At 66.8% G+C, this 20,162-nt stretch carries 21 protein-coding genes; 8 read left to right on the top strand and 13 right to left on the bottom strand.

Annotation, left to right across the window (positions count from 1 at the left end):
* Positions 1-48 precede the first annotated feature (48 nt).
* From fabB to ASF81_RS08215, 3 genes are all read right to left on the bottom strand, one after another.
* Positions 49-1,266 (bottom strand): beta-ketoacyl-ACP synthase I, encoded by a 1,218-nt coding sequence (gene fabB / locus ASF81_RS08225; protein ID WP_055807497.1) that lies wholly within the window; start codon positions 1,264-1,266, stop codon positions 49-51.
* Positions 1,267-1,332: 66 nt separating this feature from the next.
* Positions 1,333-1,866, bottom strand: coding sequence for a 3-hydroxyacyl-[acyl-carrier-protein] dehydratase FabA (fabA, locus tag ASF81_RS08220; RefSeq protein ID WP_055754351.1), 534 nt, complete (start codon positions 1,864-1,866; stop codon positions 1,333-1,335).
* A 69-nt stretch (positions 1,867-1,935) separates the two neighbouring features.
* Positions 1,936-2,508: an SH3 domain-containing protein gene (locus tag ASF81_RS08215; protein ID WP_235551295.1), complete on the bottom strand. Its 573-nt coding sequence runs from the start codon at positions 2,506-2,508 to the stop codon at positions 1,936-1,938.
* Between the two features lie 67 nt (positions 2,509-2,575).
* Between ASF81_RS08215 and ASF81_RS08210 the strand changes: the two genes are divergently transcribed.
* On the top strand, positions 2,576-3,562 hold the full coding sequence (locus ASF81_RS08210; RefSeq protein ID WP_026108384.1) for a D-glycerate dehydrogenase: 987 nt from the start codon (positions 2,576-2,578) through the stop codon (positions 3,560-3,562).
* Here ASF81_RS08210 and ASF81_RS08205 read toward each other — a convergent pair.
* Positions 3,559-4,767: a DUF6880 family protein gene (locus ASF81_RS08205; protein WP_055807495.1), complete on the bottom strand. Its 1,209-nt coding sequence runs from the start codon at positions 4,765-4,767 to the stop codon at positions 3,559-3,561. The two genes, ASF81_RS08210 and ASF81_RS08205, sit on opposite strands and share 4 nt — an antisense overlap.
* A gap of 119 nt (positions 4,768-4,886) precedes the next feature.
* Here ASF81_RS08205 and ASF81_RS08200 point away from each other — a divergent pair, with 119 nt between their 5' ends.
* Complete coding sequence (locus tag ASF81_RS08200; protein ID WP_055807490.1) at positions 4,887-5,138, top strand: hypothetical protein; 252 nt, start codon at positions 4,887-4,889, stop codon at positions 5,136-5,138.
* 3 nt (positions 5,139-5,141) lie between these two features.
* Here the strand turns inward: ASF81_RS08200 and ASF81_RS08195 are convergent, their stop codons facing one another.
* Both ASF81_RS08195 and ASF81_RS08190 read right to left on the bottom strand, forming a co-directional pair.
* Positions 5,142-5,876 (bottom strand): molybdopterin-synthase adenylyltransferase MoeB, encoded by a 735-nt coding sequence (locus ASF81_RS08195; protein ID WP_055807487.1) that lies wholly within the window; start codon positions 5,874-5,876, stop codon positions 5,142-5,144.
* Between the two features lie 54 nt (positions 5,877-5,930).
* A complete protein-coding gene (locus ASF81_RS08190; protein ID WP_055807485.1) occupies positions 5,931-6,332 on the bottom strand; it encodes a BLUF domain-containing protein in 402 nt (133 codons plus the stop codon).
* A gap of 134 nt (positions 6,333-6,466) precedes the next feature.
* Here ASF81_RS08190 and hslV point away from each other — a divergent pair, with 134 nt between their 5' ends.
* Positions 6,467-7,027: an ATP-dependent protease subunit HslV gene (gene hslV, locus ASF81_RS08185; protein ID WP_055807483.1), complete on the top strand. Its 561-nt coding sequence runs from the start codon at positions 6,467-6,469 to the stop codon at positions 7,025-7,027.
* A 13-nt stretch (positions 7,028-7,040) separates the two neighbouring features.
* Here the strand turns inward: hslV and ASF81_RS08180 are convergent, their stop codons facing one another.
* Positions 7,041-7,622: a ClpP family protease gene (locus ASF81_RS08180; RefSeq protein ID WP_055807481.1), complete on the bottom strand. Its 582-nt coding sequence runs from the start codon at positions 7,620-7,622 to the stop codon at positions 7,041-7,043.
* The gene (locus ASF81_RS08175) at positions 7,622-7,828 is read right to left on the bottom strand and encodes a hypothetical protein (RefSeq protein ID WP_055807478.1); all 207 of its coding nucleotides are present in this window, start codon (positions 7,826-7,828) and stop codon (positions 7,622-7,624) included. Before ASF81_RS08175 ends, ASF81_RS08180 begins: the two co-directional genes overlap by 1 nt.
* A 152-nt stretch (positions 7,829-7,980) precedes the next feature.
* On the opposite strand from ASF81_RS08175, the gene hisS reads away from it, so the two are divergent.
* Positions 7,981-9,471, top strand: coding sequence for a histidine--tRNA ligase (gene hisS / locus ASF81_RS08170; RefSeq protein ID WP_055807476.1), 1,491 nt, complete (start codon positions 7,981-7,983; stop codon positions 9,469-9,471).
* Positions 9,472-9,835: 364 nt separating this feature from the next.
* Here hisS and ASF81_RS08165 read toward each other — a convergent pair whose 3' ends face one another.
* Positions 9,836-11,959, bottom strand: a complete 2,124-nt coding sequence (locus ASF81_RS08165; protein WP_055807474.1) for a M13 family metallopeptidase — start codon at positions 11,957-11,959, stop codon at positions 9,836-9,838.
* Positions 11,960-12,115: 156 nt separating this feature from the next.
* Here ASF81_RS08165 and ASF81_RS08160 point away from each other — a divergent pair, with 156 nt between their 5' ends.
* Together ASF81_RS08160 and ASF81_RS08155 are read left to right on the top strand one after the other, a co-directional pair.
* A complete protein-coding gene (locus ASF81_RS08160; RefSeq protein ID WP_055807470.1) occupies positions 12,116-13,951 on the top strand; it encodes a cation:proton antiporter in 1,836 nt (611 codons plus the stop codon).
* A gap of 191 nt (positions 13,952-14,142) precedes the next feature.
* Entirely contained in the window at positions 14,143-14,784 is a 642-nt protein-coding gene (locus ASF81_RS08155) for a TetR/AcrR family transcriptional regulator (RefSeq protein WP_055807466.1), read from the top strand.
* 66 nt (positions 14,785-14,850) lie between these two features.
* Here ASF81_RS08155 and ASF81_RS08150 read toward each other — a convergent pair whose 3' ends face one another.
* From ASF81_RS08150 to ASF81_RS08140, 3 genes are read right to left on the bottom strand one after another with little or no spacing between them, the layout of a single operon-like run.
* Positions 14,851-15,432 carry a Smr/MutS family protein gene (locus ASF81_RS08150; protein ID WP_055807463.1) on the bottom strand — a complete coding sequence of 194 codons (582 nt, stop codon included), beginning with the start codon at positions 15,430-15,432 and terminating at the stop codon, positions 14,851-14,853.
* Positions 15,429-15,668: a helix-turn-helix transcriptional regulator gene (locus ASF81_RS08145; RefSeq protein ID WP_017504942.1), complete on the bottom strand. Its 240-nt coding sequence runs from the start codon at positions 15,666-15,668 to the stop codon at positions 15,429-15,431. Before ASF81_RS08145 ends, ASF81_RS08150 begins: the two co-directional genes overlap by 4 nt.
* Before the next feature lie 24 nt (positions 15,669-15,692).
* Positions 15,693-16,298 (bottom strand): DUF2975 domain-containing protein, encoded by a 606-nt coding sequence (locus ASF81_RS08140; RefSeq protein WP_055807460.1) that lies wholly within the window; start codon positions 16,296-16,298, stop codon positions 15,693-15,695.
* A gap of 453 nt (positions 16,299-16,751) precedes the next feature.
* On the opposite strand from ASF81_RS08140, the gene rdgB reads away from it, so the two are divergent.
* A complete protein-coding gene (rdgB, locus tag ASF81_RS08135; RefSeq protein WP_055807458.1) occupies positions 16,752-17,354 on the top strand; it encodes an RdgB/HAM1 family non-canonical purine NTP pyrophosphatase in 603 nt (200 codons plus the stop codon).
* The gene (gene hemW / locus ASF81_RS08130) at positions 17,347-18,507 is read left to right on the top strand and encodes a radical SAM family heme chaperone HemW (RefSeq protein WP_055807453.1); all 1,161 of its coding nucleotides are present in this window, start codon (positions 17,347-17,349) and stop codon (positions 18,505-18,507) included. Before rdgB ends, hemW begins: the two co-directional genes overlap by 8 nt.
* Here the strand turns inward: hemW and ASF81_RS08125 are convergent.
* Positions 18,504-20,159: a GNAT family N-acetyltransferase gene (locus tag ASF81_RS08125; protein ID WP_055807450.1), complete on the bottom strand. Its 1,656-nt coding sequence runs from the start codon at positions 20,157-20,159 to the stop codon at positions 18,504-18,506. The two genes, hemW and ASF81_RS08125, sit on opposite strands and share 4 nt — an antisense overlap.
* Positions 20,160-20,162: the final 3 nt, after the last annotated feature.

Raw genomic sequence — 20,162 nt, 5'->3', positions numbered from 1 at the left:
TCCCACCCGTCATCCTCGGGCTTGACCCGAGGATGACGGGTGAAAGTTTCAGACCTTCGACAGGATCAGCGTGCCGTTGGTGCCGCCGAAGCCGAAGCTGTTGGACATCACGTGCGTCAGTTCGCCGTCGTGGCGCTGGCGAAGGATCGGCATGCCTTCGAACGCCGGATCGAGATTTTCGATATGGGCGCTTTCGGCGGCGAAGCCGTTCTGCATCATCAGCAGGCAGTAGATGGCTTCCTGGGCGCCGGCCGCGCCGAGCGAGTGGCCGGTCAGCGACTTGGTCGAGGAGATCATCGGCATCTGGTCGCCGAAGACGGCGCGCACGGCCTCCATCTCCTTGGCGTCACCCACGGGCGTCGAGGTGCCGTGCGGGTTCAGATAGTCGATCTTCGGATTGCCGGCCTGTTCCAGCGCGATCTTCATGCAGCGCTGGGCGCCCTCGCCCGAGGGGGCGACCATGTCGTAGCCGTCGGCATTGGCGCCATAGCCGGTGACTTCGGCATAGATGGTTGCGCCGCGCGCCTTGGCCCGCTCATACTCTTCCAGCACCACGATGCCGGCGCCGCCGGCGATGACGAAACCGTCGCGGTTGGCGTCATAGGCTCTGGAGGCGACCGAGGGATTGTCGTTGAAGTCCGAAGACATGGCGCCCATGGCGTCGAACATGTTGGACATGGACCAGTCGATGTCCTCGCAGCCGCCGGCGAAGACCACGTCCTGCTTGCCCCACTGGATCTGTTCGACCCCGGCGCCGATGCAGTGGGCCGACGTCGCGCAGGCCGAGCTGATCGAATAGTTGATGCCGCGCATCTGGAACCAGGTCGACAGCACCGCCGACGGGCCCGACGCCATCGCCTTGGGCACCGCGAACGGGCCGATGCGCTTGGGCGCGCCCTTCTCGATCGTGGTCGCGGCCGCCTGCAAGATCACTTGGGTCGAAGGACCGCCCTCGCCCACGATCAGGCCGATCCGGTCATCCTTGATCTCGTCCGCCGTCATGCCCGACGACTTCAGCGCCTCTTCGAAGGCGATGTGGCCCCAGGCGGTGCCGTTGGCCAAAAAGCGCGCGGCGCGACGGTCGACCAGCTCTTCCCACGGGCCGATCTTGGGCGGCGCCCAGACCTGGCTGCGGAAGCCGTATTTGGCGTGGTCGGGAGCATGAACGACGCCCGAACGGGCTTCGCGCAGGGACTGGGTGACCTCCTCGGCGCCGTGGCCGATGGAAGAGACGATGCCCAGGCCGGTGACGACGACACGACGCATGGTGTTTCCTTCTTGATGCTTCCTGGTCCGAGGACCGTCCGCCTTGTTCGCGGTTATATAGGGGCGTTAACCGCCCGCCGCCTCATCCTTGGCGCCGAACAGGCCGACCCGCATGTCGTTGCAGGTGTAGATGACCTGGCCGTCGGCCTCCAGCACGCCGTCGGCGATGCCCATGACCAGCTTGCGGTTGATGACGCGCTTCAGGTTGATCTTATAGACCACCTTCTTGATGTCCGGGGTGACCTGGCCGGTGAACTTGACTTCGCCGACGCCCAGCGCGCGGCCGCGACCGGGACCGCCGATCCAGCCCAGATAGAAGCCGACCAGCTGCCACATGGCGTCCAGGCCCAGGCAGCCCGGCATGACGGGGTCGCCGATGAAGTGGCACTGGAAGAACCAGAGGTCGGGATGGATGTCGAGTTCGGCCTCGACATAGCCCTTGCCGTGCTCTCCGCCGTCCGCATTGATCGTGGTGATGCGGTCGAACATCAGCATCGGCGGGGCGGGCAGCTGGGCGTTGCCGGGACCGAACAGCTCGCCGCGGCCCGAGGCCAGCAGGGCCTCATGATCGAAGGACGAAGGATATTGGGACTGGGTCAAGGCGCTTCCGTTTCTTGATACGTTGCGCGCGGGTTACACGACCGCGCCGCTTCGCTCAACAGCGTGCGGTCAGTTGCGACCCGTGCCCGCGGGGCGATTGGCGTTGCACAGCGCCCGCTCCTGGGTTCCGAACACCGCCCGCTGGGCCACAAAACCCTCCAGTCGTCGCGCCCGGACCTTGCACCAGCCCTCTTCGCATTCGTCCAGCATCACCAGGGCGCGCGGCGACAGACGCGCGCGCACCGACGCCGTCTCGGATCGGCCCGACCGGATCGGCACTTCCTCTGCGGTCGTGTTGAAGACGTAACGCCGGCCCGACGACACCGTGCGGTGGATCCAGGCCACGGCGCCGTCGGGATCGCAGATCTTGCGCCATTCGGTCGTCTCGGCGATCACCTGAACCGGCAGGCCGGCGGCCCGGTATTCCCACAGGATCGGATAATCCAGACCCGGCCCCTGGCGCGCGCGGACGTGCGAGGACTTCAGCGAAATCCAGCGCGGCACCTCGAGCCCGGTGGGCGTCGGGCGTCCGTCGGGCATGGTCGCGCCGGCGCTGGCCATCACGCCGAGGCCGAGAATGGCTCCAACGATGGCGATGCGGCGTCGCAGGCTTTGGAAGATGGCGGCGGCTTTGCTAGACACTGATTGGAACGACCCGTCGCGCGGGCTTTGATCCGTCTGAATCGCCGCCCGCTAACCAAGGCCGAGAATGTCCCCCCGCAAGCTTAAGGTCGTATTAACCAGACGCCTGCCCGACGCGGTCGAAACGCGGATGCGGGAGCTGTTCGACGCCGAGCTGAACCTGAAGGATCAGCCGATGGACCGCGCCGCGTTGCAGGCCGCCGTCCAGCGGGCCGAGGTTCTGGTGCCCACCATCACAGACGTCATCGACGCCGACCTGATCAATGGCGCAGGCGAGCAGTTGAAGATGATCGCCAACTTCGGCGCCGGTGTGGACCATATCGACGTCGACGCGGCCGTGGCGCGCGGCATCATCGTCACCAACACCCCCGGCGTCCTGACCGAGGACACCGCCGACCTGGCCATGAGCCTGATCCTTGCCGTCAGCCGCCGCATCGTCGAGGGCGCCCAGGTGGTGGCCGAAGGCCGGTTCGAGGGCTGGACCCCGACCTGGATGTGCGGGCGCAAACTGTGGGGCAAGCGGCTGGGCATCGTCGGCATGGGCCGGATCGGCCAGGCCCTGGCCCGGCGCGCCAAGGCCTTCGGGCTTCAGGTCCACTACCACAATCGCAAGCCCGTCCCGGCCCTGATCGAGGAAGAACTGGGCGCGACCTACTGGGACGATCTGGACCAGATGCTGGCGCGGATGGATATCGTCTCGCTGAACTGTCCGGCGACGAAGGACACCCACCATCTGCTGTCGGCCGAGCGGTTGGCTCGGCTCCAGCCCCACGCCATCCTGATCAACACCGCCCGCGGCGAGCTGATCGACGAGGCGGCCTTGGCCCAGGCGGTGGCCATGCGCGCCCTTTCCGGCGTCGGCCTGGACGTTTTCGAGAACGAGCCCGCGATCCATCATGGCCTGCTGGGCCAGTCCAATGTCGTGCTGCTGCCTCACCTGGGTTCCGCCACCCTGGAGGCGCGCCAGGATATGGGCGACCGCGTCATCGCCAACGTCATGACCTACCAGAACGGCCATCGCCCGCCTGACCGCGTCATCCCGGCAATGCTCTAGCCTGCCGCCAGCAGCCGCTCGGCCGCGTCGGGATATTTTTGCGCCAGCCGCGCCGCCCAGTCGGCCTTGAGCGGCAGCGGCGCGCGCACCTCGCGGATGCGGCGTTCGACCAGGGCGGCGGCCTCGCGATGGGCGGGCCAGTCCATCAGAAAACCCAGCGCCGTCTTGACGTCGGCATAGGTCGCGGCATGGGCCAGCGCGCGGTCCAGCGCCTCCACATCGTCGAAGTCGGGTAGGCGCGCCAGATAGGCCCGCAGCACCGGCGCGGACAGGTCGCGCTCGAACATCGCCCAGCGCAGATCCTGCGCCTCTTCCTTGCGGCCCTCGGCTTCCAAGAGGTCGATCGAGGTCGCCTCCCACGCCGGCGTCAGGACCGGCGGCCCGGCCTGCGGGGATCGCCCGAAGGTCCAACGCCGGTTGCCTGCCGACGGTTTGAGCGCCGCCTCCAGCGCCTGACGCGCTTCTGGAATGCGATCAGCGACCAGCAGCCGCTTGGCCATCACCGCCGCAAAATCCGGCGAGCCCCGCTCCTCCGGCGTCGTCATCGACAGCCACAGGTCCAGATCGCCCGCCCGGTCGGCCAGCCGTCGCACGACCGTTCGCATGCCGCGCGCGGTGGATGCGGCATCGACCCGACCCAGCAGCCTCTTGGCCAGGTCAGCCGTCAAATCGACGCCGCCCGCGCCGATCCAACGGGCGTATTCGAGCGGTTGTCGCGCCACCGCCTTCGCCAGCAGACCCACTGTGCTGTCGTCCCTCCGAACCGCATCCTCGGCGATCCGCCACAAATCCGCAGCCGCCGTTTCGAACGCGTCGGCCAATTCGCCCTTCTGATCCTTGACCCGCGACGCCAGGCCGCGAAACAGGTCGAACCAGCCGATCAATCGCTCCAACCCCATCGCCGGCGCGGCCTCGGCCAAATCCTCGACGATTGCAGCCCGCAGAATCTCCAGATCGCGCAGCAGGTCCGGCCGCTTTCGCCACGATACGCGCGCGCGGCTGGCCGCGATGGTCGTCAAGCGCTTGTCGATTTCCAGGGCCAGCAGATCCGGCCCCGCCTCGGCCGCCATCACCAGCCTGAGCCGCCGCTTCAGGATCGCATCCGCATCCGCCGCCTGCATCAGCAGTTCGCCCAGACGCTCAGCCCCTAAGCCGCTGAGATTTGCGGCGTTCAGGCGTTTGGGCGAGGCGGGACGTCGGGCCATCAGGCCTCCTTTTCACAAGTCTGTCGGACCGAACTCACACGGCTGTCGAAAACCGCTGGCAGGGGAGGAACCGTCGTAAACGCGCTTCGTTTCCGGCGTCCTGATCGAGGAAGTGTGCGTTGGACTCCTACTACTGCATCGTCAACCTGCCCGGCGTTCCGGTGCGGGACATCTGCGTCCTCGACGCGGCGAACGACACGGCGGCCAATCAGGCGCTGGAGGCGATCGCCCGCAACTGGGTCGGGTTCGAGACCCTGTATCTTTATTGCGGCGAACGTCTGGTGACGGTGCTCAGCAACCCGGCGCTGGGCTTCGCTCCGCCGCTGCCTGACTTGGATCTGGCCGACATCCGTTTCGCGACGGCCGCCTGAGCGTCAGCCGCAGACCGGGCATTCTGGATCAGCGGCGACCCGCACGGTCCGCGCCGAGCCCGCCAGACCGTCATACAGCAGCAGCCGTCCCGTCAGGGCCTCGCCCGCGCCGGTGATCAGCTTGACGACCTCAAGCGCCGCCATCGACCCGATCACGCCGGTCAGAGCGCCCACGACGCCGACGCGCGCACAGGTCTCCGCATCCGGCGGGATCTCGGGCACCAGGCATTGATAGCAGGGCTGGCCCTCAAAGACCCCGACCTGCCCGTTCCAGCGGCCAAGCGCGCCCGACACCAGCGGCTTGCCCGCCGCAACACAGGCCGCATTGACCCACAGCCGGGTCTGGAAATCGTCGGTCCCGTCCAGAACGATGTCGAAGGCTGCGATCCGCGCCGCCGCATTCTCGGCGGTGATCCGCTCGGCGAAGGTTTCGATCGCGACATGCGGATTGAGGCCGACCAGCCGTTCCGCCGCCGCCTCGACCTTTGACCGGCCGACCTGCGCCGTCGAAAAGGCGATCTGCCGCTGAAGGTTGGACAGGCCCACCACGTCGTCGTCAATCAGGCCCAGCGCCCCTACACCCGCCGCCGCCAGATAGAGCGCCGCCGGCGATCCCACGCCGCCCGCCCCGACGATCAGCACCCGCGCGCGCTTCATCGCCTGCTGCCCCGGCCCGCCCATTTCGGACAGGACCAGATGGCGCGCATAGCGTTCGACTTCGTCTTCGGAAAAGATCACCGCCCTATTTAGCGCCGCAGAGGTTCCGGCGCGAGGGGCCTGTCGCTTAGCGCCTCAGGCGGCCATCCGGACGTGTTCGCACGACAGCAGCTTTTCCAGACCCGCGCTGGACAGATCGCTCAGGCGCCGTCCGCGCAGAATGTCGGCGGCCTGCTGGGTGCTGAGGGCGCACAGCCGTGCGGGTTCGCGCATCCGCCGCTGCATGACGGGTCGATCATCCAGGACGCGAATGTTGTGATGACGCGGATCTTTCCAGAGGCGAGACATCAAGCGATCCAGGTCCGCACGGGCGCCCTCGATGACCTGGGCCATCTCGCCCTCGTAGAACAGCATGGCGCTGCCGATCTCGTCGCGGCGATTGTTTCGCTCCGACGCGCCGAGGATTTCGGCAAGCGACTGGATCGTGTGGTTGGCGCCACCGATCATTTCACTCACGAAAACGACGCGATAAAGCAAAACCTGGCCCTCGATTTCAAAGAACCGCGAAAGTGGATTGCGCCTTCTAGCCAATATTGGGGTCAAAATAAGACAGCGTTACACCAAGGCGCGACAGACTTGATGCCGGCCCCCAGCCGCGCCATCTGATCGTCATGACCCAGACCGCATCCAACTTCCCCGACTGGCACGGCACCACCATTCTGGCGGTGCGCAAGAACGGACGCACCGTGATCGCCGGCGACGGCCAGGTCTCGATGGGCCCGACCATCGTCAAGGGCGCCGCCCGCAAGGTGCGCACCTTGGCTGGCGGCAAGGTGCTGGCCGGCTTTGCCGGCGCCACGGCTGACGCCTTCACCCTGATCGAGCGGCTTGAGGCCAAGCTGGAGCAGTATCCGGATCAACTGGCGCGCGCCTGCGTCGACTTGGCCAAGGACTGGCGCACCGACCGCTATCTGCGCCGGCTGGAGGCCATGCTGCTGGTGGCGGACAAGTCGTCCATCTTCACCGTAACGGGCGTCGGCGATGTGCTGGAGCCGGAGTATGGCGTCGCCGCCGTTGGGTCGGGCGGCAACTACGCCCTGTCGGCCGCCCGCGCCCTGATCGAGGAAACCGATCTGGACGCCGAACAGGTCGCCCGCAAGGCCATGAAAATCGCGGCCGAAATCTGCGTCTACACCAACGGAAATTTGACCGTGGAAACGCTCCAGGTCTGATCCGGTGGGCGGGTCAAATCACTTCTGCGATCAGACCGCGAGCCTTTGCCTCCTGGGCCTCGATGTACCAGTTGGCAGGGGCGCGTTTCAGCACTTCCTCCATCGTCACCGACGATCCGCGCACCAGGTTCTCGAAACCCTCGTTCTGGATGGCGATGGAGTGTTCCAGCTCGTTCAGCATGGCGCGAACCGAGGCGATGCAGGTCGTCAGCGGCCCCGTGACGTGCAGCTGCGTGTCCATCTTGCGCTCGTGGATCATCACCCGGGCGCCGCGCGTCAGATAGCGGTTTTCCACCGCAAAGAAGCTCATGAAGGTGGCGCCGGCGGAATAGATCGCCGCCTTGCCCAGAAAGACCAGCCGGCGGGACGGATTGATGTCGCTTTGAAAGCGCACATCCTCGCCCATCATGCGCGCCACCTCCGGATCACCGCCCAAGGTCGACAGTTCGATGACGGTCAGCCCGGTGTCGGGCGCTTCCGCCATCTGCTGGCGAAAGCGGTCATACATGGCGTAATCGACCGCGCCGGCAAGCAGGATACGTGGCGTATCGAACGCTTCGGCGGTCAGAATGCCGCTTGGCGCAGCGTCGGACATTAAAGCTCAGCCGCAGAGGCGGCGTCGTCGCTGACGGGATAGCCCTGCGCCGACGCCCAGGACCGGGCTTCACGGATCGAGAAGAAGGCCTGGTTCTGCAAGCGGCGCGATCCGGCGTCATCGATCAGTTCGCACTCCCACCACCGGATCGTGCGGCGATCTGAGGTGTTGCAGGTGCGCGGAACGAGAAGGGCGTGGGGCGTCATGTGCCATCAACGAAAAATCCGCACAGCGGTTCCGCCGAGATCAGGATTTCGTCTTTAGGAACAGACCATTGCATGGCGCCGACGGACGCTGTCTTCACGTCAGCCGCCGTGCAGAATTTGCGATCAAGGGCGCCTTGGCTTAAGCGCGCGCCATGACCGACGCCGCGCCTCCCCGCCCCCTCGCCCGCAATCCGCGCGGCTTCGCCGACAAGCGCGGCCGTGACCTGACCGCCGAGCGGCGCATCGTCGCGCGCGTGTCCGAGGTTTATGAGCGCTGGGGCTTCGAGCCGCTGGAGACGCCGGCCTTCGAATATGCCGATGCGCTGGGCAAGTTCCTGCCCGACGCCGATCGGCCGAATGAGGGCGTCTTCGCACTACAGGACGACGCCGGATCGGACGAGCCGGGCGAATGGATGGCCCTGCGTTACGACCACACCGCGCCCCTGGCCCGGTTCGCGGCCCAGACTTGGGAGACCCTGCCCAAGCCGTTCCGCCGCTATGCCTATGGTCCGGTCTGGCGGAACGAGAAGCCCGGCCCAGGTCGCTTCCGCGAGTTCTGGCAGTGCGACGCCGACACCGTCGGCTCGGACCGGCCTGAGGCCGACGCAGAGATCATCGCCATGGGCTGCGAAGGTCTGCGCGGGGCCGGTCTGGATGCGGGCCAGGCCCAGATCCGCGTCTCGAACCGCAAACTGTTCGACGGCCTGTTCGACGCGGGCGGCGTGACCGAGGCAGGGCAGCGCCTGACCGCCCTTCGCGCCATCGACAAGTTCGACCGTCTGGGCTGGGACGGCGTGGTCCAGCTTCTGGGCGAGGGCCGTCTGGATGAGTCCGGCGACTACACCAAGGGCGCACAACTGCCCGCCAAGGTGACGGCGGCCATCGAGGCCTTCCTGGCGTCGGCCAATACGCCCGACCTGTCGCGGGCCGAGACGCTGGACGCCGTCGCCCGTTCCGGTGATCTGGGCGCGGCGGGCGAGGCGGCGCTGAACGAACTGGCCGCCATCGACCGGGCGCTGGCCGCCATGTCGGTCGGCCAGGACGCCGTGAAGTTCGATCCGACCATCGTGCGCGGCCTGGAATATTACACCGGCGCCGTCTTTGAGGCCGAGCTGCTGCTCGACACGGTTGACGACAAGGGCCGCCCCGTCCGCTTCGGCTCCATCGGCGGCGGTGGTCGCTACGACGATCTGGTCGCCCGCTTCACCGGCCAGAGTACGCCGGCGACTGGCTTCTCCTTCGGGGTTTCGCGTCTGGCCTCGGCCCTGCGCGCGGCGGGACGGGGCGCCGAGGACGCCGTGCGCGGGCCCGTGGTCGTCATCGTCTTCTCCGAGGACGACATGGCCCATTATCTGACCGCCGTCGCCGAACTGCGCGCCGCCGGGATCGCCGCCGAGCTTTATCTGGGTCGCGCCGGCATGAAGGCGCAGATGAAATACGCCGACCGGCGCGGCGCTCCGGTTGTCGTCATCCTGGGCGGCGATGAGATCGCCGCTGGCGAGGTCACGATCAAGGATCTTGACGCCGGCCGCGCCGCCGCCGCCGCAATTACGGACAACGACGCCTGGAAGGCCGAACGTCCCGGCCAGATGAAGATCGCCCGCGAAGGCTTGGTCGCCGCCATAAAGTCCATTATCGAATAAGCTTCGATAATGGCTCGCCCCTGAAATGGGTTATCAGTGATAAGTCGAAGAAAGTTCGACTCTCGCGAAACCGGCCGTTGACGACCGACCGGCCCTTGCGTCAAATGACCTCACTCGAGGGCAAGCGTTGCTCAAGCGCGCAGCACTCGAAGGCGTTTCGGGGAGGAAACGTCCGCTCTTTAAAGAGCGCGAAAGCCCGCTGCGATGTATCCCCCGCAGCGGGCTTTTTCGCGTCTGGAGTCCAGACAAACTCCCATGAAACCTCGACAAATTCTCGATACGGCGTCGAAATCGAGCAGCCGTGTCTCGATATGAAAAAGGCCGGAGCGAACCCCGGCCTTTCCATTCTCGAACAAGCGTCGCCCTACCAGAGGCGGACGCGTTCCTCGGGCGTCAGATAGTATTTCGTGCCCGGCTGAACGTCGAAGGCGTCGTACCAGGCATCGACGTTGCGCAGCGGGCCGATGACGCGGAACTGAGCGGCCGAGTGCGGGTCGGTGGCGACCTGCTGCTTCAGCGCCTCGTCGCGGTACTTCGACTGCCAGACCTGAGCCCAGCCGTAGAAGAAGCGCTGGTCGCCGGTCGTTCCGTCGATCACGGGCGCCGGCTGACCGTTGAGCGACAGGTGGTAGGCCTCGAGACCGACGGCCACGCCAGACGCGTCGCCGATGTTCTCGCCCATCGTCAGGCCAGGGTTGATGTGATAGCCGGCGATCGGCTCATAGGTCGCATATTGCGCGCCCAGACGCGCCGTCAGGGCCTCGAAGTTCGCCTTGTCTTCCGGCGTCCACCAGTTGCGCAGCACGCCGTCGCCGTCGGACTTGGACCCTTGATCGTCGAAGCCGTGGCCGATCTCGTGGCCGATCACGCCGCCGATGCCGCCGTAGTTGACCGCCGCATCGCCATTCGGATCGAAGAAGGGCGGCTGCAGGATCGCGGCCGGGAAGACGATCTCGTTGTTGGCCGAGTTGTAGTAGGCGTTGACCGTCTGCGGGGTCATGCCCCACTCCGACTTGTCGACCGGCTCGTTCAGACGGGCCAGATCATAGTTCCACTCGAACAGGCCGCGGCGCTCGGCGTTGCCGACCAGGTCGTTCGCGCGGATATCCAGACCGGAGTAGTCGCGCCACTTGTCGGGATAGCCGATCTTGACGGTGAACTTGCGCAGCTTCTCCTGCGCCGCCGCCTTCGTCTCGGTCCCCATCCAGGTCAGGTTGTCGATCCGGTGCGACAGGGCGGTGCGCAGATTGGCGACCAGTTCTTCCATCTTGGCCTTGGATTCGGCCGGGAAGTACTGGGCGACGTAGAGCCGGCCCGTGGCCTCGCCCAGCGATCCTTCGGCGAAGGAGATCGCGCGCTTTTCGCGGGTGCGCTGCTCAGGCTGACCCGACAGATCGCGCGAACGGAACTCCCACTGAGCGTCGGCGAAGCGCTTGGACATCAGCGGCGCCATGTCGTCGGCGGTGTGGAAGGCCTGCCAGGCCTGAAGCAGTTCGACCGGCGTCTCGGCGTAGATGGCCGCGATCTTGGGCATGGCCGTATCCTGGCGCACGATCAGGCGCGGCACGCCGCCCAGCTTGGCCGCATCGTAGTAAGCCTGCCAGGCGAAGCCCGGGGCGTCCTCGGCCAGCTTGGCGATGGTGAACTCGTTATAAGTCCGGTCGCGGTTGCGGTTCTCCACCGGGGTCCAGTGGGCCTCGGCGATCTTGGTTTCCAGTGCGACGATCTGGGCGGCGGTTTCGGTCGGGTTGGTCCAGCCGATCATCTCCAGCATCCGGCCGACATAGGCCTGATACTTCTCTTTCTTGTCGGCGAAACGGGCGTCCAGATAATAGTCGCGGTTCGGCAGGCCGATGCCCGACTGGCCCGTCGAGACGACGTAGCGGGTCGGTTGCTTGGAATCGATCGTGATGCCGGTGCCGAAGAAGGACGAGCCGAAGCGACCGGCCGTCTGGCCCATATAGACGGCCATCTTGTCATGGCTGTCGGCGGCGCGGATCGCGGCCAGATAGGGTTGCAGCGGCTGGGCGTCCAACTGCTCGATTCGCGCCTCGTCGATGTAGGAGCGATAGGCGTCGGCGACCTTGGCCTCGTCCGATCCGGGCGCCAGGTCGGTGCGGTTGGCCAAGCCCAGCACCAGTTCCTTCATGCGGTTGTCCGACAGTTCACGCAGCAGGGCGAACGAGCCATAGCTGGTGCGGTCCGACGGAATGACCAGCTTTTCCAGCGCCTTGCCGTTGGCGTATTGGAAGAAGTCGTCGCCCGGCTTCACCGAGGTGTCGCGGCCGGCCATGTCGAAGCCCCAGGTTCCGTAGCGGGGCGCCTCGGTGCCCTGCCAGCCGGCTGCCGTCTCTTCGCCCGAGAACAGCGAAACGATGGTGCAGGCGTCGTCGATGCAGGCGTGGTCGTGACCGATATCCTGAGCCAGAACCGTGCTGGCGGGCAGAAGAAGGGCGCCGACGGCGGCCCCGATAAGCAGACGTTTCATCACTATGTCCCTGTTCCCACCCGGCATTTGGATGGTTCGGCGCAGACCCTAGTCCGGCGAGGGGGGGTGTCGCCTTAAAAAAAGTTCATGATTCCGATGCGACCTCTCGCCACGGGGCGGGGATCAGGGTCAGATACGCCGACGCGAGGAGGGCGGATGCACGGTCAGGGCGGCGACTATAAGGATCTGGTGGTCTTTCTGGCGGCCGCCGGCGTCATCGTGCCCCTGGTCAATCGGCTCAAGGTCAGCCCCGTCCTGGGCTTCCTCGCTGCGGGCGTTTTGCTGGGGCCGGACGGCCTGGGCCGGTTCGCGCAAAGCCTGCCCTGGCTGTCGTGGCTGACCATCGGCGATCCGGGCCAGTTGGCGCAGCTGTCGGAACTGGGCGTCGCATTCCTGTTGTTCATGATCGGTCTGGAGCTGTCGTGGGAGCGGCTGCGCGCCATGCGTCGGCTCGTGTTCGGCCTGGGGCTGATGCAGGTCGTCGTCTGCACCGCCGTGCTGGCGGGCGGCTTCATGCTGATGGGACAGACCTTGGTCAGCGCCGTCGTGTTGGGCATGGGCCTCGCCTTATCCTCGACGGCCGTGGTCATGCCCGTGCTGGCCGAGCGCGGGCGGCTGAAGGGGACGGTCGGCCGTTCCACCTTCGCCATCCTGCTGGCCCAGGATTTGTCGGTCGCCCCGATCCTGATCACCGTCACCGTCCTGGCGGCCCTGGCCCAGCAGGGCGGCGCGCTGGATCCCGCCGTGCTGGGACGCGCCCTGTTCACCCTGGTTCCGGCCGCCATCGGCCTGGGTCTGATGGTGCTGCTCGGGCGGGTGGTGCTGCGGCCGATGTTCCGATCGGTGGCCAAGGCGCGCAAGGCCGCTCAGGGCGGCGAACTGTTCGTCGCCGCCTCCCTGCTGGTGGTGGTCGGCGCAGGTCTCGCCGCCCAGGCCAGCGGCCTGTCGATGAGTATCGGCGCCCTTCTGGCCGGCGTGCTGCTGGCCGAGACCGAGTTCCGGCGCGAGGTCGAGGTTTCCATCGAACCGTTCAAGGGGCTTCTGCTGGGCGTCTTCTTCGTCGGCGTCGGCCTGGGTCTGGACCTGGACGCCATCGCCGCCGATCCGGTCGGCGTCTTCGGCCTGGCCCTGGCCCTCACGGTCGTGAAAACCGGCGTCATCTTCAGCTTGGCGCGTTTTTGGGGCCTGGGCGCCCGCCCGGCGCTGGAGACGGCGCTCGTTCTGGCGCCGGCGGGCGAGTTCGCCTTCGTGGTCTTCGCCACCGGCCTGGTCGAAGGCCTCGCGCCGCCGCAACTGACCAACACCGTGGCCTTGTCGGCGACCGTCAGCATCTTTTCGATCCCCCTGCTCGCCCTGCTGGGTCAGAAGCTGGCGCGCAAGTCATCCGCCGCAGGCCAGCCCGTCGCGCTTCCAAAGCTGGAGGCGGCCGACGGCGCGGTCATCATCGTCGGCTTCGGGCGTGTCGGCCGGCTGATCGGGGAAATGCTGAAAGCGCACGATCAGCCCTTCATCGCCCTGGACACCGATGCGGGCGCCGTCGCTGCGGGCCGACGTGACGGATTCGATGTCTTCTATGGCGATGCGGGGCGGCGCGAGATGCTCCAGCACTGCGGCGTCCAATCCACCCGCGCCCTGATCGTCACCATGGACGCGCCGACGAAAGTGGACGAGGTCGTCACCACGGCGCGGTCGATGCGCGACGACCTGATCCTGATCGCCCGCGCCCGTGACGATCAGCACGCCATTCGGCTGTATGGACTGGGCGTCACCGACGCCGTGCCGGAGACGACCGAGGCCAGTCTGCAGCTCGCCGAAAACACCCTGGTCGACTTGGGCGTGCCCATGGGCCTGGTGCTCGCCTCGGTCCACGAACGTCGCGATCAGTTTCGCAAGGCCTTCCAGTCGGCCATCCCGATCGAGCGTCGCAATCGCCCCAGCCGCGCACTGCGCCGCACGCTGCGCCCGGCGCGGGTCGACCCCGCGCCGGAGTAAGGGAAGCCCCTTACAGACCGTCGCCGGACCCATTTTCGTCATGGTTCCGTGATGCAAGCGCCGCTCTCCATGACTGCATCTGCGGAGCAGAAGCGCCCTTTCGGTTCGATCCAGGGGCTCAGACATTCATTCGAGGTCGATGCCGGGCTCGCCCCGACCAGAGACCGAAAGTAGAGTAAAAGCCTGATTATATGACAGATACCGTCGCCTCCCTCGCTGTCGAGCCCCGCTTGAACCGCCGCCAGGCTGCCAAGATCCGCACGCGACAAAAGGTTCTGGACGCCGCCCGCTCGCTCTTCGCCGAGCGCGGCTATGAGCCCGCCACGATCCGCGACATCGCCAAGGGCGCGGGCATGTCCACCGGCGCCGTGTTCGCCAACTTCCAGGACAAGGCCGAACTGTTCGAAGCCGTCCTGACCGAGGACATGACGCGTCTGGCCGAGGTGGTCGAGGCCGCGGCGCCCGAAGGCGAGCCCGTCCGCCAGCGCCTGGTCAGCGCGCTGAGCGCCGGCTACCACTCCTCGCTGGACCAACTGCCCCTGTTCCAGGCCATCGTGGCCCGCTCGTGGTTCCAGCCCCTGGCCGCCGAAATGCGCGCCCGCGCCGCGACCAAGAACCTGCTGCTCGCCATCAGCAACATCCTTCAGGATGCGGTGGCCAAGGGCGAGCTGTCCAAGGACGCCGACAGCCGCCTGCTGGTCGAGCTGATCTGGGACGCCTATCTGTCGAACTATCGCCGCGCCGCCTATGACGAATGGGACGCGCAGGCCCTGTCGGACCATATTGGCAAACAGATCGACGTGATCCTGGCCGGCGCCATCGCCGCCAAATAGGCCAGAGCAAAGCCGCTTTTCGAAAGGCCGGGTCCGCCAGCGCGGGCCCGGCCTTTTTCGTGAGCGTCAGGTCCGGCGTTTCAGGGTGACGTAGAAGGCGCCGTTTCCGCCGTGCTTCTGGTGGGCGATGGTGAAGCCCGACACCACGCCGCGCAGTACGGGCGAATGCATCCATTCCGCAAAGGCCGAACGGATCACCCCGCCGCCCATCCGACCCTGGCCGGTGATGACCAGCACCGCCCGCATTCCGCGCGCCTGGCACGATGTCAGGAAGCCTCGAAGCTGATCCTCAGCCTCGAACCGGCCGAAGCCATGCAGGTCGATGCGCGCCTCGATGGGATCGCGTTCGCGCGACAGCCGCTGCTTGCGGCGCGGCTCCAGATCCTCGGGCGCGGGCTTGGGCTTGTTCGGCGAAGGTCGCTTTTCCGCCGGCGGCGCGACAGCGGTGCGTTTGGGAGACGTCTTGACCAGGGGGCGCGGACGCTCGATCGGCGTCACCACGATCTCGGGCGGCATTTCGGCGCCGGGCGTGACGCGGGCGGCCTTGCGCGTCCTCGGCGTCACGACCGATCCGGCGACGCGGGTCCAGATGCGACGGTCTTCGGGCGTCAGTCCGTTTTCGTCACGGCTCGGGCCCTTTCGCCTCATGCCTCGCCGTCGTCCTCGATCGTGTCGCCGGGCCCTGGCTCGTGAGCCAGCAGATCGCCGGGCTGGCAGTCCAGCTCGCGGCACAGGGCGTCCAGGGTCGAGAACCGCACCGCGCGCGCCTTGCCGGTCTTCAGGATCGACAGATTCGCTACCGTCACCCCGACCCGGTCGGCGAGTTCGGTCAATGACATGCGGCGTTCCACGAGGACGCGGTCGAGCTGGACGCGGATGGCCATGCGCAAATCCTACTTCGAAACGGCTCAGATCGTCAGTTCGGATTCGCGACGCAGGCGCGCACCCTCGCGGAACACCTCCGCCAGCACGAAGACGATCAGCACGGAAAAGATGGGGGTCAGCAATTCGCCGAAGCCCTGCGGATCCATGACGCCGGGCGCCAGGCGCTTGGCGACGAAGCCCTGGGCCACCCAGACGCCGCCGGTCACGACCGCCAGGGTCAGGCCGATCTGGCGCAGACGGCGCACATTATCGGGCTGGAAGGGGTCGCCCATGGTCAGGGTGCGGATGATGCGGCGCAGGCTGCGCAGGATCAGCATGAACCCGCCGAAGTAGGCGGTCGCGGCGCCCAGGCCGAACAGCAGCAGGGTGCGCGTCAGCGGCAGTTGCTTGCCGCCAGAATCCCCGCTGACGGTGATGTTCACATTGTCCAGGGGAATGAAGATCGCGGCGATGACCAGCAGCAGCAGCACGCCGGTGATCAACCAGAGAAGGATGTAGGCGACGTCCAGAACCACCTTCAGCACGCTGGACACCGAACCCGGGCCGAGCGCTTTGATCGGCGCGCCCAGCCAGTTCGGAACGCTTGCCTCGCCTCGCTTCAGCGGATTTGGCGGCAGGGGCAGGCGCATGGTCTTTTTGATCTCAAGCCGGGGAAGGCGGGGCGATGGCCACGCGGGGTCCGGCGAACCCGCGCGCGGCTCTATACATCGCGGTCTTCATGCAGGTCGTCAAAGCTCCAGTGATCGAAAAGCGAGGGATCAAAGGGCTTGGAACAGGGTGACGACCAGGGCGGTGGGCAGGGCGGCGATCAGAACGGTGCTGACAAAAGCAGCGCCGACCTTGTCGAGCCACATCGAGGTGTTCATCGTATGCATTGTGGTTCTCCGTCTTTCTTGTTTGGGCGATTATCGCCGTTTGGATTTGTTAGCCGCATGATCGTTCCCGGTTTTCCGGAAGTCCTGAACGCTGCGACCTCGTTCCTGACGATCAATAGATAGGCCGTGCGGGCGAAAAAGGCACGTTACATATCGTTTAACGATATTAAACTTTGGCAATAGACTGTTTCAGGAGCGTGATCGACGATGAATCTCAAGCTTATCAAAGGGATGCGGATCGTCGTGGCGACGCATAACGCCGGCAAGGTTCCCGAAATCTCGGCGTTGCTAGGCGAAAATTACCAACTCGTCACCGCCGGCCAGCTGAACCTGCTTGAACCCGACGAAACGGAGAGCACCTTCACCGGCAACGCCATGCTGAAGGCGCGTCACGCGGCCGAACTGTCGGGCGAGGTTTCTCTGGCCGATGATTCCGGCCTGTCGGTCGCGGCGCTGGATGGCGCGCCGGGCATCTTCTCTGCGCGCTGGGCCGGGCCGGGCAAGGATTTCGCCGCCGCCATGAAGAAGGTCGAGGAGCGGCTGGAAGAGATCGGCGCGACGGACCGCACCGCCTGGTTCACCTCGGCTCTGGCGGTCGCCTGGCCGGACGGCCCCTGTGTGGTGGTCCAGGGCGAGGTTCACGGCCAGCTGACCTTCCCGCCACGCGGCGATCGCGGGTTCGGCTACGACCCGCTCTTCATTCCGACTGGCGGCGATCAGACCTTTGGCGAGATGGAGCCAGCGGCCAAGGACGCCATCAGCCACCGCACCGTCGCCTTCGCCAAGCTGAGAGCCGCCCTGATTGACTGATCCGCTTGATCCGGGATCGGACGTCGGCCTCTACGTCCACTGGCCCTATTGCGCGCGCATCTGCCCCTACTGCGACTTCAACGTCGTGCGCGATCGCGGGCGCACCGAGGAACAGGCCGCGCTGGTCGAGGCGATCCTGGCCGATCTGCGCGCCCAGAGGGCTCTGACAGGCCCGCGACGGCTGGCCTCGATCTTCTTCGGAGGCGGCACGCCGTCGCTGATGGCGCCCGAAGCCGTCGCGCGCATCGTGGCGGCGGCCCGCGACCTGTTCCCGCCCGCTGGCGACATCGAGATCACGCTGGAAGCCAATCCCACGGACGCCGAGGCCGGCCGTTTCGCCGCCCTGGCCGACGCCGGGATCAACCGCCTGTCGATGGGCGTCCAGGCGCTGGACGACGCCGCCCTGCGTTTTCTGGGCCGCGACCATTCGGCGGCCGAGGCCCTGCGCGCGGTCGATCTGGCCCGCCGCGCCTTCGACCGTCTGTCCATCGACCTGATCTACGCCCGCCCGGACCAGACGCCGCAGGCCTGGGCGGCCGAACTGACGGCGGCGCTGGCGCTCGGGTTCGAACACGTCTCGCCCTATCAGCTGACCATAGAGCCGACGACCGCCTTTGGTCGGGCCTTCGCACGCGGAACCCTGACCCCGCCGGACGAGGACCGGGCCGCCTGCCTCTACGAAACCACCCAGGACGTTCTCGCGGCTGCGGGCTTCGAAGCCTATGAGGTGTCCAACCATGCGCGCGGTCCCGCCGCCCGGTCGGCGCACAATCTGCATGTGTGGCGCGGGGGCGACTATCTGGGTGTCGGCCCCGGCGCCCATGGCCGGCTGACGCTGGACGGCGTCAGGACCGCGACCGTCGCCCACCGCCGCATCGCCGACTATGTGGCGGGCGTCTCGGGCCTCACGCCCTGGTCCGAGCGCGACGCACAGACTGCAGCCGACGCCGCCGAGGAACGGCTGCTGCTGGCCCTGCGCACCACCGAAGGCGCGCCTGTCGCGCTGCTGTCGGCGCTCGGCCTTTCGCCTGAAGGCGCGCCGGTCGCCGACCTCATCGGCGATGGATTCCTGACGCTTAAGGCCGACCGACTGATCGCCACCGAGCGCGGCCGTCCGGTGCTGGACGGCGTACTCAAGGCGCTGCTGACCTAGGCCTTCTTCAGCCCCAGCATCCCCAACCAGCCGCCGCTGGTTAGAAGGGCGACATCAAGCAAGGCCAGAGGCAGGGGCGTCGAAACCGGCGCAGCGATGAAGCGCGAGCGCCAGTCCGGGCCGAACTTGGCCTTGTAGCTGCGCAGACCCTGGAAGCCGTAGAGCGCCCCGCCCTCTTCGAACACCAGGGCGCCGACGCGGGCGAAGACCGGCGCGATGCGTCGATCCTCCAGTCCGGCCAGCGGCGCCATGCCCAGGTCGAAGCTGGCCAAGCCTTCCGCCTTGGCCCACTGGGCGCAGCGGATGAACAGATAGTCCATCACCCCATGCGGCGCGTCCGGTCGATGCCGCATCAGATCCACCGCCGCTTCGTCGGGCGAGGTCAGCAGATTGGCGAAGGCGACGATCCGACCGCCCTCCCTGACCACCGCCAACGGCGTCAGGTCCAGATAGTCGACGTCGAAGCGCCCCAAGGAGAAGGATTTCTCCGAGCCCTCGTGCATGGCCAGCCAGGCGTCCGAAATCTCGCGCAGCTCGTCCGCGATCTCTGCGGCCGAACCGGGCGGAAGAACCTCGAACGAGGAGCCTTCACGCTCGGCGCGATTGATGGCTGTGCGAAGGTTCTGCTTGCCCTTACCCTCGATAGAGAAGCGGTGGGCGTCGATCACGGCCGTCTCGCCGACCTTGCGCACCGCCAGCCCCATGGTCGCCAGGTCGCCCAGCACCTCTTCGCTGACCGAATAGAAGACCGCCGCCCCGCCATAGCTGTCGGCCATCTCGGCGAACGACCACAGCAACTCCAGCCGTTCGCTCTTGAGTCCTGCCGGTTCGCCCATGGCGATCCAGCGCCGCCCCCGCACGCGATAGGCCAGGAAGCTGGATCCCGACGGGCTGAACATCAGCGCCTTGTCGCCCAGCATGGCCAGCCAGGCCTCGGGCGTGGCCGTGTCGGCGGTCTGCAGCGCTTGCAACGCGCGATCGATGTCGGCCTTGCTGGCCGGTCCGTGACTGTGGGCGCCGGGCGAGCTCAGCAACGAACGGCCGGCCACCACCAGCGTCAGGATCGCCAGAACCAGCCCGGCCCGCAGGAAGCCGGACGCCTGGCGATCACTCAGGAAGCGCCACCACAGCTCGTCATTATAGGCGACGTCGCGATAGGCGAAGAAGCCCAGCCACAGCATGGCCGCCACCACCGCCGTCAGCAGCAGCAGCCAGCTGGGCCGCAACGGCTCGCTGAGCCGAGAGCGCCGATTGAAGGCCGTGCGGCAGGGCGCCAGCAGGGCGGCGACGACCAGCAGATCTGTCGCCTGCTGCCAGTCCAGACCCTTCAGCACCGAAAACACAGCTCCGGCCGCCAGAACCAGCAGGGCGGCCCAGTAGGCGCCGCGTCGACGCCGCCATAGACCCGCCGACAAGAGCAGAAGAAGGAAACCGGCGATGCTGCCGACAAAGTGCGACAGGTCGATCAGGATGGGAGACACGACGCCCGTCAGCTGACGCAGCCGACTGTCGAACTCGGGCGTCACTGCAGAGGCCAGCATCAGCGCGCCTGCGCCAAAGGCCAGCACCGCAAAGATCTGGGGCGTCAGCTCGAAGGCCAGACCCGCCAGTCGGCGGATCAGACCGGATGTGTGCCGGGGGCGGCTGGACAAACG

This window comes from Brevundimonas sp. Leaf168 (assembly GCF_001423685.1).
Classification (GTDB): Bacteria; Pseudomonadota; Alphaproteobacteria; order Caulobacterales; family Caulobacteraceae; genus Brevundimonas; species Brevundimonas vesicularis_C.
The sequence above is the reverse complement of the archived record's forward strand: the minus strand, read 5'-3'. Positions and strand labels throughout refer to the sequence as shown.

Coding starts and splice junctions, on each gene's coding strand:
- fabB (WP_055807497.1), bottom strand. CDS start 1,266: ATGCGTCGTGTCGTCGTCACCGGCCTGGGCATCGTCTCTTCCATCGGC.
- ASF81_RS08210 (WP_026108384.1), top strand. CDS start 2,576: ATGTCCCCCCGCAAGCTTAAGGTCGTATTAACCAGACGCCTGCCCGAC.
- ASF81_RS08205 (WP_055807495.1), bottom strand. CDS start 4,767: ATGGCCCGACGTCCCGCCTCGCCCAAACGCCTGAACGCCGCAAATCTC.
- hslV (WP_055807483.1), top strand. CDS start 6,467: ATGACCCAGACCGCATCCAACTTCCCCGACTGGCACGGCACCACCATT.
- ASF81_RS08180 (WP_055807481.1), bottom strand. CDS start 7,622: ATGTCCGACGCTGCGCCAAGCGGCATTCTGACCGCCGAAGCGTTCGAT.
- ASF81_RS08175 (WP_055807478.1), bottom strand. CDS start 7,828: ATGACGCCCCACGCCCTTCTCGTTCCGCGCACCTGCAACACCTCAGAT.
- hisS (WP_055807476.1), top strand. CDS start 7,981: ATGACCGACGCCGCGCCTCCCCGCCCCCTCGCCCGCAATCCGCGCGGC.
- ASF81_RS08165 (WP_055807474.1), bottom strand. CDS start 11,959: ATGAAACGTCTGCTTATCGGGGCCGCCGTCGGCGCCCTTCTTCTGCCC.
- ASF81_RS08160 (WP_055807470.1), top strand. CDS start 12,116: ATGCACGGTCAGGGCGGCGACTATAAGGATCTGGTGGTCTTTCTGGCG.
- ASF81_RS08155 (WP_055807466.1), top strand. CDS start 14,143: ATGACAGATACCGTCGCCTCCCTCGCTGTCGAGCCCCGCTTGAACCGC.
- ASF81_RS08150 (WP_055807463.1), bottom strand. CDS start 15,432: ATGAGGCGAAAGGGCCCGAGCCGTGACGAAAACGGACTGACGCCCGAA.
- ASF81_RS08145 (WP_017504942.1), bottom strand. CDS start 15,668: ATGGCCATCCGCGTCCAGCTCGACCGCGTCCTCGTGGAACGCCGCATG.
- ASF81_RS08140 (WP_055807460.1), bottom strand. CDS start 16,298: ATGCGCCTGCCCCTGCCGCCAAATCCGCTGAAGCGAGGCGAGGCAAGC.
- rdgB (WP_055807458.1), top strand. CDS start 16,752: ATGAATCTCAAGCTTATCAAAGGGATGCGGATCGTCGTGGCGACGCAT.